Genomic DNA, 12,839 nt, shown 5'->3' with positions numbered 1-12,839 from the left:
TGGAGCAGATTTGAACGCTGCTTGCAGCGGCCCCGAAGGGGCGAGGCCCAGGGATGGGCTGAGTAACGTTGGCAAAGCCAACCGTCTGATAGGGCAAAGGCGCGGGTTGCCAGGGGCCGCGCCTTTCGGCCCCTGGCTCGGTCGAGGTGCAGGAGCATCATGATGCACCTCTCATTTATCGACCGAAAACGTCACGAGTACTTCAAAAAAACGCTAACTGACAAGCATTGGCCGCGCAGGCAGCCCGTCGGTCACATCCCTTCAGGGAACGAAATCGAGCACCACGGCGTTGAACAACGCGTATTCAGTGGCGCTGGCCATCGGCGGAAACTGCGCGCGCTGCACCGCCGCGTTGGCCGCCGCGCACAGCGGCGCATCGCCTCTTACGATCTTGCTGCTCGCCAGTTTCCCGTCCGGCCGCAGACGGATGCTGATGGTGCAGCGTTGGCCGCGCGCATGCTCCGGCAAACGCAGCTCGCGACTCACCGCGTTATGCACCCGCACCGGATAGCTGAGCGGCGCCGCAACCGGCGCCTCGGTCTGCGGCGACGGCAAGGGGGTGCCGGCCTGACGCCCGGCGCCCGCGCCGCAGCCGCTCAACAGTAACAGCGCCAACAGGCTTAGTGTCTTTTTCATTCCCTATGTCCTTATTGGGGATTAATCTTTATCGAGCGCCCTTACTGCGCCGCTGGGTAAGCCTCACCGTCATCTGCGTAACGCTGCAGCCGCTCGCGCCACCACTTGGCCGCCAGACCGCTGGCGCTTTCCCGCCAGCCGAAGTAGGCGATGTCGCTGCAACGTTCCGATTCGACGCGTTTCGCCACCAGTTCGCCGCTGTTCAGGTAAGGTTCCGCCAAGGCGCGCGGCAGATAGCCGCAGCCCAGTCCGGCTAGCTGCGCCTGCAGTTTGGCGTCGAAGCCGAAGACCGTCAGCGTGTCTTGCTCTTCCAGCAGGTTCAGGCTCTGCGGCGCGTTGACGCGCGAGGTATCGCGCACCACCACCGCCCGGTGCTGACGGATCTCATCCTTCGGCAACGGTTCCGGCAGCGCGGCCAGCGGATGCTGCGGCGCGACGGCAAACACGTAATCCAGCTGCCCCAGGCGGCTGAACGCATAGCCCACCCGCGACGGCGGCTCGCAGATGGCGCCGATGATAATGTCGGCGCAGCCGTAAACCAGCGACTCCCAGGAGCCGGCCAGCACCTCGTGGCTGAAACGCAGCCGGGTATGGTGATGCTGCCGGTAGAACTCTTCTATCAACGGCAACAGGCGGGCAAACGGGAAGGATGCGTCGATCCCGAGCGTGATCTCGCTTTCCCAGCCGTTTTCGACATAGCGCGCCTGCTGTTCCAGATCCTGCGCCGCGCGCAGCAGCACCCGCCCTTTTTCCAGCATCAGCTTGCCGGTATCGGTGAACTTCGCCCGATGGCCGGAGCGATCGAGCAGGGTGATGTCGAGATCGTTCTCGAGCTTTTGCACCATATAACTCAGTGCCGAAGGGGTTTTAAACAGTGCGGCGGCCGCGGCGGCGAAAGATCCGTGCCGGTCCAGCGCATCCAAAATCAGCAGCGCTTCCAGGTTTAATCTCATGTTTTCTCCCGTGTATAAAAAAACTCAACAAGTCGGCAAAAATTCTGCGGTATCTTTGAAATCGCCCTCTGCCTACCATGGGTTTTATCGGCGTTACACTCATCAGATGTTCAACCGAAATATCACTGGGAAGGTAAATTATGTCCAAGTTTCAACTGCTTGATAAAGACAACTCCGCACTGATTTTTATCGATCATCAACCGCAAATGGCCTTCGGCGTGGCTAATATTGATCGTCAGCAACTGAAAAACAACGTTGTTGGTTTGGCGAAGGCAGGCAAGATTTTCAACGTTCCTACCCTTTTCACCTCGGTCGAAACCGAAAGCTTCAGCGGCTATATCTGGCCGGAGCTGCTGGCGGTACACCCTGAAATCACCCCGATTGAACGCACCTCGATGAACTCCTGGGAAGACGCGGCCTTCGTCAAAGCCGTGGAAGCCACCGGCCGCAAAAAGCTGGTGATCTCCGCGCTGTGGACCGAAGTGTGCCTGACCTTCCCGGCGCTGATGGCGCTGGAAGCCGGCTATGAAGTGTATGTGGTGACCGACACCTCCGGCGGCACCTCCGTCGATGCGCACGAGCGCTCGATCGATCGCATGGTGCAGGCCGGCGCCGTACCGGTGACCTGGCAGCAGGTGCTGCTGGAGTACCAACGCGACTGGGCGCGCAAAGACACCTACGACGCGGTGATGGCGCTGGTGCGCGAACACAGCGGCGCGTACGGCATGGGCGTCGACTACGCTTACACCATGGTGCACCACGCACCGGCCCGCACGGTGAAATAATTCCCCCTGCCCCGGCCCCGCGCCGGGGTATTTTCAGGAGTCGGTTTTATGGCCCATCCGCAGCATGTCACGCTGGTGATCACCCACCGTTTGGCGCCGGGGAACGAGCAGGCCTATGAGGCCTGGCTGAACCGCATCATGCCGGACGCCGCGGGCTTCACCGGCCATCTGGGCGTCAACGTCATCCGCCCATCCGACAGCGAACAGGCCTATACGGTGCTGGTCCGCTTCGACAATGTCGATAATCTCTACCGCTGGCTCAACTCGCCGCTGCGCAAGCAATACATCGAAGAAGTCACTCCGCTGTTGCTGGAGAATGACCATATCGAGATCCGCCCCGGCGCGGAGTTCTGGTTTACCCCGCCCAACCCCGGCGTGCGCCAACCGCCCCAGTGGAAGCAGTTCATCATCACCCTGCTGGTGATCTTCCCTTCCACCAATCTGGTGCCCTGGTTTTGGGGGCTGGCGCTGCCGCAGTTGAACGGCACGCTGCTCGGCCATTTTCTCAATGACGCCACCGTGGTCGCCCTAGTGGTGTACCTGTGGATGCCCATCGTGACTCGCGTTTTTCATCAATGGCTGATCCGCCGCTAGGCGGTTCGCCGGGAGAATGTTATGAACCACCACGCTTCATTGATCCTCACCAACGGCAAATTTCACACCGTTGACCGCCAAAACCTCACCGCGCAGGCGGTCGCCATTCGCGACGGCAAGTTTCTGGCGGTCGGCAGCGAAGCCGAAGTCATGCAACACGCCGGGCCGGAAACCCAGGTGATCGATCTGCACGGCCACACCGCCATTCCGGGCCTGAACGACTCGCACCTGCACCTGATCCGCGGCGGTCTGAACTACAACCTGGAGCTGCGCTGGGAAGGCGTGCCTTCGCTGGCCGACGCGCTGCGCATGTTGAAAGAGCAGGCGCTGCGCACGCCGAGCCCGCAATGGGTGCGGGTGGTCGGCGGCTGGACCGAGTTCCAGTTTGCCGAACGCCGCATGCCGACGCTGGACGAAATCAACCAGGCGGCGCCGGACACGCCGGTATTTATTCTGCATTTATACGATCGCGCGCTGCTCAACCGCGCGGCGCTGAAAGTGGTCGGCTACACCAAAGACACGCCGAACCCGCCGGGCGGCGAGATCCAGCGCGACGCCAACGGCAACCCGACCGGCATGCTGATCGCCAAACCCAACGCCATGATCCTGTACGCCACGCTGGCGAAAGGGCCGAAGCTGCCGTTGGAACAGCAGGTCAACTCCACCCGCCAGTTTATGCGTGAGCTGAACCGCCTCGGCCTCACCAGCGCCATCGACGCCGGCGGCGGTTTCCAGAACTACCCGGAGGATTATCAGGTGATCGCCGAGCTGCACGAGAAAAAGCAGCTGACCATCCGCATCGCCTATAACCTGTTCACCCAGCGGCCGAAGCAGGAATTGGAAGACTTCGAGCTGTGGACCGACATGCTCAAACCGGGCCAGGGCACCGACTTCTATCGCCACAACGGCGCCGGCGAGATGCTGGTGTTTTCCGCCGCCGACTTCGAAGACTTCCTGCAGCCGCGCCCGGATCTGCCGCCGGGCACCGAAGACGAGCTGGAGCGAGTGGTGCGCCATCTGGTCGAGCACCGCTGGCCGTTCCGCCTGCACGCCACCTATGACGAATCCATCAGCCGCATGCTGGACGTGTTCGAGAAGGTGAACCGCGATATTCCGTTCAACGGCCTGCACTGGCTGTTCGACCACGCCGAAACCATTACCGAACGCAATATCGAGCGCGTCAAGGCGCTGGGCGGCGGCATTGCGGTCCAGCACCGCATGGCGTTCCAGGGGGAATATTTCGCCGACCGCTACGGCATCGAAGCCACCAAACATACGCCGCCGGTAGCGAAAATGTTGGCGGCCGAGCTGCCGGTCGGGCTGGGCACCGACGCCACCCGCGTCGCCAGCTACAACCCGTGGACGGCGCTGTACTGGCTGGTCTCCGGCCGCACCGTCGGCGGCATGGCGATGTACGACGACAGCGCCCGGCTGGATCGCGAAACGGCGCTGATGCTGTGGACCCAGGGCAGCGCCTGGTTCTCCACCGAACAGGGCAAGAAAGGCCAGATCAAGGTCGGCCAACTGGCGGATTTGGCGGTGCTGTCGCAGGACTACTTCAGCGTGCCGGAAGAGCAGATCAAAGGCATCGAGTCGGTGATGACGGTGGTGGACGGCAAGGTGGTCTACGCCGCCGGCAGCTTCTCGCCGCTGGCGCCGCCGCCGCTGCCGGTGCTGCCGGAGTGGTCGCCGGTCACCCAGGTGCCGGGCCATTACCGCTCCGCGCCGCCGTCGGCGGCGGCCCGCGTCGGGGTAGTGAGCCAGGCGCACCAATGCTGCGGCCCGTGCGGCGTGCACGCGCACCAGCATGACATCGCGCGCCGCTCCAGCATCCCGGTGTCGGACGAGAATGCCTTCTGGGGCGCGTTCGGCTGTTCGTGTTTCTCGTTCTAAGTTATCAAGCCAATAACTTATTATAAAATTAATTTAATAAGCTATTAAGCTGGCAATGTAATAAATTAATGGCGCTGTCCGCGGAGAGCGCCATTTTCTTTTCAATCGCGGTTGATCTCCAGCCAGCGCCGCTGCTCGGCGGAGGCGGCTATCGCGTCCAGCACGCACGACACCTTCCAGCCCTCTTCAAAGTCCGGCCACATGCGATCGCCCGCGGCGATGCCGTTGACCAGATCGCGGATCTCCACCGTCTTCTGATCGTTAAAACCAATGCCGTGCCCGGCGCTGATGCAAAACGCCGCATAGTCCGGGTGCTTCGGCCCCACCAGCAACGTCTTGAACCCCTGCCGCTCCGCCGGTTCATCGTGCCGATACAGCTTCAGTTCGGCCATCCGTTCCTGGGTATAACTCAGCGTGCCTTTGGTGCCGGTAACCACATAGGTCAGCCCCATCTTGCGCCCGCAGGCGATGCGCGACGTTTCGATAGTGCCCATCGCCCCGCCGGCGAAACGCAGCAGCGCGCCGGCCTGATCTTCGTTTTCCACCGGATGCATACGCGACGGGTCTTGCGGATCCGGCCGCTGTTTGATCACGGTCTGCATATCGCCAGAGACCGCCACGATATCGCCCACCAGGTAGTGCGCCATATTGACGATATGCGCCGCCAGATCCCCCAACGCGCCCAGCCCGGCGCTGGCGCGGCGGCAGTGCCAGTCGATCGGCGTGCGCGGGTCGGCCAGGTAATCCTCATTGTGGGTGCCGTAAAAATGCACCACCTCGCCGATTTCGCCGTTGGCGATGATCTCGCGCGCCAGCTGGCTGGTGGGGTTTTTCATGTAGTTGAAACCGACCAGCGTTTTCACCCCCTTGGCGCGGGCGGCCTGCACCATCTCCGCCGCGTCGGCGGCGTCCAGCGCCAGCGGTTTTTCCGAATACACGTGCTTGCCGTGGCGGATCGCCGCCAGCGCCATCTCTTTGTGCAAGAAGTTGGGGGCGCAGATGTCCACCACGTCGATCGCCGGATCGGCCACCAGCTGCCGCCAGTCGCCGGTCGAACGCGCAAAGCCGAACTCGGCCGCGCGCTGCGCCGCCAGCTCGGGCGTCACCTCCGCCAGCATCTCCAGCACCAGATCCCCTTTAAGGGGAAATACCGTGGGGGCCTGCGCATAAGCGATAGCGTGACAACGCCCGATATAGCCGGTGCCGATTAACCCAACGCGTACCTGTTTCATCATCCTCTCCCGTGACCGAAATCTTGCTGAAACCCGGCGCCCTGAGTGAAACGCGCCAGCTGATAACGGTTTTATATGGAATACAAATTTCAATAACAAGCGCACGGAAAAAGAAAGTTCGGATTCGTGATGTCGTTCATGAAACGTTGACAGGATGATGCAAAAAGGAAAATCCGAACGCGGCGTTGCCGTATCCGGATAAGGTAAAATGAACCATTTATTTCATATTACGGTAAACCGTTGGCACCGTGCTGAACGTAGCCAGGGCGTTGCAGCAGGCGCTGCTGATAGGCCGCCAGCGCCGCATACTCCGGCCGCTCGAACGGCGTCATCAGCCAGCGGTTGAGCGACAGCCCCAGCACCACGTCCGCCAGCGTGAAGGCGGCGCCGGCGGCGTAAGGGCCGTGCTGCGCCAAATGCGCATCCAGCAAGCCCATCAGCCGATTCCACTCGCGCTCGGCGGCGGCCAGGCTGGCGGCATCCTGGTAATCCGCATGCCCGCGCACGCGCGACATGAACACATAGCGCCAGGCGCCGTTCAGATCGGTGGCCTGCCAGTCCATCCACATCTCCACCGCCGCGCGCGCGCCGGGTTCCTGCGGCAGCAGATCGCGGCGCCCTTCCCGCCCCGCCAGATAGCGGCAAATGGTGTTCGATTCCCACAGCACCCGTGCGCCGTCGATCAGCACCGGCACCAGGCCGTTGGGATTGAGCGCCAAAAACTCGGGTACCTGCGTGGAGCGAAAGCCGCTGCCCCAGTCCTCCCGTTCCAGCGGCAGCGCCAGCTCATGACAGGTCCACAACACCTTGCGCACGTTGATCGATGAAGCCTTACCCAATAATTTCAGCATTCGCTTTCCTCACCCTCTCCAGAACGGTTTATACCCTTCCCGCCAGGCATCGGCCCGCGTCAGGCCGATATCCGCCAGTTGCCGGTCGTTCAGCAGCAGTAATTCTCTGCGCGTTCTGCGACGCAACAAATACCAACGCCAGCGTGACCAGCCTACCCGTCGCCACGTCGTCATGCCATCAAACAGAGCCATCTTATTATTCCCCCTGATGTTTTCGCCTTGTTGTGATGATGCGCGCCGGGCAAAAAACAATACAGATGCACGTTAGCGCTATTTTTTTCATACAGCTGCATACCAAAATGCGCTGAATGGTTTACTTTTGAGGCATCTGTACCGGTTTTTACGGCATTCAACTCAACGAGAGGCATCTGTATGACACGCTATGCCGCCCTGGCCGCCATTCTTAGCCAGCGCATCCAGCAAGGACTGTATCCGGCCGGCGACCGCTTGCCTTCGGTGCGTGCGCTGAGCCTGGAACACGGCGTCAGCATCAGCACGGTGCAACAAGCCTACCGCCTGCTGGAAGAACAGCGCCTGGTGGAAGCGCGGCCGAAATCGGGCTACTTCGTGCATGCGCAGCGCACGCAGGCCGAGCTGCCCGCCATGACGGCGCCGGTGCAGCGGCCGGTGGACATTTCGCAATGGGAACAGGTGCTGGAACTGGTGCGCAGCCGGCCGCGCGAGGGCCTGATCCAACTGGGGCGCGGCATGCCAAACATCGCCGAGCCGACGATGAAACCGCTGATCGTCGCCTTGAGAAACGCCGCCCGCCACGGCGATTTGCGCAGCCTGTATTACGACAGCATTCAGGGCGTGGCGGCGCTGCGCGAACAGGTCGCGCGCCTGCTGCTGGATTCCGGCTGCCAAATCGGCGCCGATCAGTTGCTGATCACCACCGGCTGTCAGGAAGCGATCTCCGCCGGGCTGCGCGCCGTTTGCCAACCCGGCGATATCGTGGCGGTCGATTCCCCCTGCTTCCACGGCACCATGCAAACGCTGAAGGGATTGGGCATCAAAGCGCTGGAAATCCCCACCGATCCGCTGACCGGCGTGAGCCTGGCGGCGCTGGAGATGGCGCTGGAACAGTGGCCGGTCAAGGCCGTCCTGCTGACGCCCAACTGCAACAACCCGCTGGGCTACATCATGCCCGACGCCCATAAACAGCGGCTGCTGACGCTGGCGCAGCGCCATGATGCGGCGATCATCGAAGACGATGTTTACGGCGACATCGCCTACCACTACCCGCGGCCGCGCACCATCAAATCGTTCGACGAAGATGGCCGCGTGCTGCTGTGCAGCTCGTTTTCTAAAACGCTGGCGCCGGGGCTGCGCGTGGGCTGGATCGCGCCCGGCCGCTATCTGGAGCGGGTGCTGCACATGAAGTTCATCGGCTCCGGCGCCACCGCCACCCAGCCGCAGCTGGCGATCGCCGAATTCATTCGCGGCGGGCACTATCTGAAGCACCTGCGGCGCATGCGCGCCCGCTACCAGCAAAACCGCGACCGCATGACCGATCTGATCCTGAAATACTTCCCGGCAGGCACCCGCGTCAGCCGGCCGCGCGGCGGTTTTATGCTGTGGATAGAGCTGGATGAAGCGTTCGACACCCTGCGCCTCAACCGTCATCTCGAGCAGCAGGGCGTGCAGATCGCCGTCGGCAGCATCTTTTCCGCCGCCGGCAAATACCGCAACTGCCTGCGCATCAACTATGCGCCGGCGCTGACGCCGGAGATCGAGCAGGCGGTACAGCGGGTCGGCGCCACCATCCAGCGGCTGATGCCGGCCGACAGTTTGGCGCAATCGGATTAAATCTTGACGCGATCGGATTATCGGCGCACGGACAGGCTGTTTTAGAGTAATGCCTTCTCTTACCACTGGCAGGCAACAACCATGAGCAGCGATCAAATTCCGGTTTCCAACGCGTTGGCGGTGCGCCTCGCGGCGCAAGGCGTCGATCTCGAACGGGTCGGTCAGTTAGCCGGCTTGCCCGCCGGGCTGCTCAGCGAGCGGCGCGTAAAAGTGCGGTTGACCACCCAGCAGTTCTTCGCCGTCTGGCGCGCCCTCGCCCAACTGAGCGACGATCCCGCCTTTGGTCTGCGGCTGGGCGGCGACGTCGCGCCGGAGCATTACGATATCGCGTCGGTCGCCGCACTGCACTCCGCCACGATGGGCGAGGCCCTGCGTAAAGTCGCGCGCTACAAACGGTTGGTGTGCCCGGAAGAACTGATGCTGGAGGAAGATGGCGACAGCGTTCGGCTGCATACGCGTTGGACGATGATCGAGGACCATACGCCGGAATTGCTGATAGACACCATGTTCGCCTCTATCACCACCCTGTGCCGCCGTGGCACCGGTTTACCGCTGCAGCCCAAGGCGCTTGAGGTGACCCGCCGTCGCGATCCCCACTCACCGCTGCTGCGCCACTTCGGCTGCCCGGTGCGATTCGACGCGCCGCTGGACGTGCTGGTATTTGACCGTGCGCTGATGCAGCAGCCGCTTATCACCCACGACCAGGACATGTTGGCGCTGCTGCTGCCGGAGCTGGAGGCCGAGTTGGCCGAAGCGCGCGCCGAGCAAGATTTGCCCACACAGGTGATGACGATCCTCGGCCGCAGCATGCGCGGCCAGCGCCCCAGCGTCAACAGCGTGGCCGCGGAGCTCTATCTCAGCCCGCGCACGCTGCAGCGCCGTCTGCAACGGCACGGCTACAGCTACCAGCAGTTGTTGGACAAAACCCGCCACCGCACCGCCTGCCGCTTGTTGGCGGAGACCGATCTTGAGCCAGGGGAAATCGCCTTTGTACTGGGATTCGAAGAGCTGAATTCGTTCAGCCGCGCCTTTATTCAGTGGGAAGCGCTGACGCCCAGCCGCTGGCGGATGAAGCGCACCGCCGGCCAGTGGGAGAACAGAGCATGAAAGTGATTATCTTCGGCGCCAGCGGCATGGTGGGCCAGGGCGCGTTGCGGGAATGCCTGCGCGATCCGCGCGTCAGCGAAGTGCTCAGCATCGGCCGTCGTCCGGTGGCGCAGAGCCACGCTAAGCTGCGCCAGCTCTCCCTGCCCGATCTGCGTGATCTGTCGGCGCTGGAGCCGCAGCTCGCCGGCTATGACGCCTGTTTCTTCTGCCTGGGGATTTCGTCCGCCGGCCTGAGCGAAGCCGAATATCGCGCGGTGACTTACGATCTCACGCTGGCCGCCGCCCGCCCGCTGGCGAGGCTGAATCCGACGATGCTCTTCCTCTACGTTTCCGGCGTCGGCACCGACAGCAGCGAACGCGGCCGCAGCATGTGGGCCAGGGTCAAGGGCGCCACCGAAAACGCGCTGCTGGCGCTGCCGTTCCACGCGGTGATGTTCCGCCCCGGCGCCATTGTGCCGCTGCACGGCATTCGCTCCAAAGTCCGCGCATACGATCTGATTTATCGGCTGTTCAAGCCGCTGTGGCTCGGCGCATTGCGACTGTTTCCCGCGCAGGTGAGCAGCACCGAACGAATCGGGCTGGCGATGCTGGCGGTGGCGCGCCGGGAAACGGCTTTGCGCATCCTGGAGCCGCCGCAGATCAATCAACTGGCGACGCGCTGAAATACCGTCATCAACCGCGCCGCCGCCAATACTCCGCCACCCGGCGGCGCAGATGCTCGATGCCCTGCGGATGCTCAATAAACTGCGCCACCGGCATCATCCGCCAGCGCTGGCCTTCGTCGCCGAAGCGAATGGCGGCGATCTGCGCCGGGGCGATCTCGCCGGCCATAAACCAGGTCGGCGGGGAGCCGGGCAAAATGCCGGCGTAGCGCCGCCGCCAGACAACCTGGTGTTCGGCGATCGCCACGCCGAACTCTTCCCGCGTTTCCCGCTGCACGCACTGCAGCGGCGTTTCGCCGTTTTCCCGCCCGCCGCCGGGCAGATCCCACTGACCGGGCCACGGAATGCCCGGCTTGTCGTCCCGTTGGTAAACCAGCAAGAGACCGTCGCACAGCAGCGCGATCTTGGCCCCGCCAAACGCCTCGTCCGTCATGATTTCTCCGCTCCCGACCCCATCGCCTTTGACTGAACATCATACTTCATCCCCGCGCGGCCTGGTGTATAGTGAAAATCCGTTTTCACAACAGACGAACAATGACGATGAACTCTCCGTTTCTGGTGACTCCCCAATGGCTTGCGCAACATATCAACGATGAAAATCTGGTGGTGATCGACGTTCGGATGTCGCCGGTCGGGCTGACGCCGAAAAAAGATATGCTTGCCGAGTTCGAACGCGGCCATATCCCCGGCGCGGTCTATTTTGATATCGACGACGTGGCGGACAAAAACACCGCGCTGCCGCACATGTTGCCGACGGCGGCGGAATTCGCCGCGGCGGCGGGCCAATTGGGCATCAGCGAGCGCGATACCCTGGTGATTTACGACGAGGGCAATCAGTTCTCCGCACCGCGCGGCTGGTGGACTTTCCGCAATTTCGGCGCCGAGCGCGTCTATGTGCTGGATGAAGGGCTGAACGGCTGGACCGCGCTGGGGCAAGCGTTGGAAACCGGCCCGGCGCAGCCTGCTCCGCAGACGTTTAACGCCCGGTTCAACGCCGACGCGGTGGTGGATATGCGGCAAGTGGAGCAAGCGTTAGGCACGCCGGTGCAAATTCTCGACGCGCGCGCCGCGCCGCGCTTTTATGCCGAAGCGCCAGAGCCGCGCCCCGGGCTGCATCGCGGCCATATTCCCGGCAGCATCAACATTCCGTACAGCGAGCTGCTGGAAAACGGCCGCTTCAAATCATTGGAGGCGCTGCGCCAAACCTTCAGCGACAAGGGGGTGGACATCAACGGCCCAATCATCACCAGCTGCGGCTCCGGCGTGACGGCGGCGGTGCTGGCGTTTGGCCTGCTGTCGCTCGGCGCGCCGCAGGTCAAGTTGTATGACGGCGCCTGGAGCGAATGGGGCCAGCTGAGCGGCAAGCAGCCTATCGCCCAAGATTAAGTTTCGATCCGCTCGACCACGATCTGCGCCAGCCGCTGCACGGCGGCCGAAGGCTGATCCTCGGCGCGGTGCAGCACCACGCCGAGTTGGCCGAGAGCGGGCAGCAGATCGGGGGCCAGCGGCGACAGGCCGGGCGGCAAGCCCGCCGCCGTGCGCACCGTAACGCCCAACCCGGCGCTCACCGCCGCCCACACGCCGTTCAGGCTGCGGCTGCTAAAGGCGATGCGCCAGGGTATGCCGGCGCGATCCAGCGCCTGCGTCGCCGCGCTGCGCATCAGACAGGGCGCGTCGAACATCACCAACGGCAGCGGCTCATCCCCTTCTCGCCAGGGCGCCAGCGCGAAGCCGGGCGACGCGATCCAGTGCAACTGCCGCTGCCCCAGCGCCTGATGAAACGGCGTGCTCAGACCGCCATCCCACGCCAGCGACAGATCCAGCTGGCCTTTCAGCACCCAGTCGATCAGCTCGGCATTACGCGCGATGCGCGCCTCGATCCTCACCTTTGGATTGGCGCGCGCGAAGCTGCCCAACACCTGCGGCAGAAACGTCTCGCCGAAATCCTCCTGCAACCCCAGCCGCACCGTGCCCTGCAGATCCAGCCCGCGCACCGCGGCGGCGGCTTCGTCATTAAGCTCCAGCAGGCGGCGCGCGTAGCCAAGCAGAGTTTCCCCCGTCTCGGTCATCACCATGCCGCGCCCGGCCTTGCGCAGGATCGGCGCGCCAACCTGCTGTTCCAGCTTTTTCAGGTGGGCGCTGACCGCCGACGTCGAACGCCCCAGCCGTTCAGCCGCCTTGGCGAAGCTGCCCAGCTCGACGCCGGTGACGAAGCTGCGCAAATCCTCGAGATCGAACGTTATTCGCCCCATGCTGACCATCCTGATTTTCTGAACCATCAATCAAAATAATACCGATTTTACTGATAAAGATGGCG

General features: G+C 63.0%; 14 protein-coding genes. 7 read left to right on the top strand and 7 right to left on the bottom strand.

All coding sequences use genetic code 11. The features are described 5' to 3' along the window. Positions 1-261: 261 nt before the first annotated feature. Together H7A77_RS22935 and H7A77_RS22930 are read right to left on the bottom strand one after the other, a co-directional pair. On the bottom strand, positions 262-636 hold the full coding sequence (locus H7A77_RS22935; RefSeq protein WP_047572209.1) for a cell envelope integrity TolA C-terminal domain-containing protein: 375 nt from the start codon (positions 634-636) through the stop codon (positions 262-264). 41 nt (positions 637-677) lie between these two features. Next, entirely contained in the window at positions 678-1,589 is a 912-nt protein-coding gene (locus H7A77_RS22930; protein ID WP_042783950.1) for a LysR substrate-binding domain-containing protein, read from the bottom strand. A gap of 140 nt (positions 1,590-1,729) precedes the next feature. On the opposite strand from H7A77_RS22930, the gene H7A77_RS22925 reads away from it, so the two are divergent. Genes H7A77_RS22925 through H7A77_RS22915 form a run of 3 tightly spaced genes read left to right on the top strand, consistent with a single transcriptional unit; the run spans position 1,730 to position 4,861 of the window. Beyond that, positions 1,730-2,374 carry a hydrolase gene (locus H7A77_RS22925; protein WP_004939390.1) on the top strand — a complete coding sequence of 215 codons (645 nt, stop codon included), beginning with the start codon at positions 1,730-1,732 and terminating at the stop codon, positions 2,372-2,374. 48 nt (positions 2,375-2,422) lie between these two features. After that, positions 2,423-2,968, top strand: coding sequence for an antibiotic biosynthesis monooxygenase (locus H7A77_RS22920; RefSeq protein ID WP_033652685.1), 546 nt, complete (start codon positions 2,423-2,425; stop codon positions 2,966-2,968). A 21-nt stretch (positions 2,969-2,989) separates the two neighbouring features. Next, complete coding sequence (locus H7A77_RS22915) at positions 2,990-4,861, top strand: amidohydrolase (RefSeq protein ID WP_033652684.1); 1,872 nt, start codon at positions 2,990-2,992, stop codon at positions 4,859-4,861. A gap of 101 nt (positions 4,862-4,962) precedes the next feature. On the opposite strand, the gene H7A77_RS22910 is transcribed toward H7A77_RS22915, so the two are convergent. From H7A77_RS22910 to H7A77_RS22900, 3 genes are all read right to left on the bottom strand, one after another. Next, positions 4,963-6,093 (bottom strand): Gfo/Idh/MocA family protein, encoded by a 1,131-nt coding sequence (locus tag H7A77_RS22910; RefSeq protein ID WP_042783948.1) that lies wholly within the window; start codon positions 6,091-6,093, stop codon positions 4,963-4,965. Between the two features lie 227 nt (positions 6,094-6,320). Then, complete coding sequence (locus tag H7A77_RS22905) at positions 6,321-6,944, bottom strand: glutathione S-transferase family protein (RefSeq protein ID WP_072628085.1); 624 nt, start codon at positions 6,942-6,944, stop codon at positions 6,321-6,323. 9 nt (positions 6,945-6,953) lie between these two features. Then, positions 6,954-7,136, bottom strand: a complete 183-nt coding sequence (locus H7A77_RS22900; protein WP_072628086.1) for a DUF1127 domain-containing protein — start codon at positions 7,134-7,136, stop codon at positions 6,954-6,956. A 180-nt stretch (positions 7,137-7,316) separates the two neighbouring features. Here H7A77_RS22900 and H7A77_RS22895 point away from each other — a divergent pair, with 180 nt between their 5' ends. The 3 genes from H7A77_RS22895 to H7A77_RS22885 all read left to right on the top strand — a co-directional run bounded on the left by H7A77_RS22895 (position 7,317) and on the right by H7A77_RS22885 (position 10,522). Next, positions 7,317-8,753, top strand: coding sequence for a PLP-dependent aminotransferase family protein (locus tag H7A77_RS22895; RefSeq protein ID WP_046896896.1), 1,437 nt, complete (start codon positions 7,317-7,319; stop codon positions 8,751-8,753). 81 nt (positions 8,754-8,834) lie between these two features. Beyond that, the gene (locus tag H7A77_RS22890) at positions 8,835-9,860 is read left to right on the top strand and encodes an AraC family transcriptional regulator (RefSeq protein WP_182074704.1); all 1,026 of its coding nucleotides are present in this window, start codon (positions 8,835-8,837) and stop codon (positions 9,858-9,860) included. After that, on the top strand, positions 9,857-10,522 hold the full coding sequence (locus tag H7A77_RS22885) for an epimerase (protein WP_182074703.1): 666 nt from the start codon (positions 9,857-9,859) through the stop codon (positions 10,520-10,522). Before H7A77_RS22890 ends, H7A77_RS22885 begins: the two co-directional genes overlap by 4 nt. Before the next feature lie 10 nt (positions 10,523-10,532). On the opposite strand, the gene H7A77_RS22880 is transcribed toward H7A77_RS22885, so the two are convergent. Continuing rightward, the gene (locus tag H7A77_RS22880; protein WP_033642342.1) at positions 10,533-10,955 is read right to left on the bottom strand and encodes an NUDIX hydrolase; all 423 of its coding nucleotides are present in this window, start codon (positions 10,953-10,955) and stop codon (positions 10,533-10,535) included. A gap of 107 nt (positions 10,956-11,062) precedes the next feature. On the opposite strand from H7A77_RS22880, the gene sseA reads away from it, so the two are divergent. Then, positions 11,063-11,908, top strand: a complete 846-nt coding sequence (gene sseA / locus H7A77_RS22875; protein WP_182074702.1) for a 3-mercaptopyruvate sulfurtransferase — start codon at positions 11,063-11,065, stop codon at positions 11,906-11,908. Here the strand turns inward: sseA and H7A77_RS22870 are convergent. Then, complete coding sequence (locus H7A77_RS22870) at positions 11,905-12,774, bottom strand: LysR substrate-binding domain-containing protein (protein WP_033642340.1); 870 nt, start codon at positions 12,772-12,774, stop codon at positions 11,905-11,907. The genes sseA and H7A77_RS22870 overlap by 4 nt on opposite strands. Positions 12,775-12,839: the final 65 nt, after the last annotated feature.

It is taken from the genome of Serratia sp. ME47 (assembly GCF_903970925.1).
Taxonomy (GTDB): domain Bacteria; phylum Pseudomonadota; class Gammaproteobacteria; order Enterobacterales; family Enterobacteriaceae; genus Serratia; species Serratia ureilytica.
The sequence above is the reverse complement of the archived record's forward strand: the minus strand, read 5'-3'. Positions and strand labels throughout refer to the sequence as shown.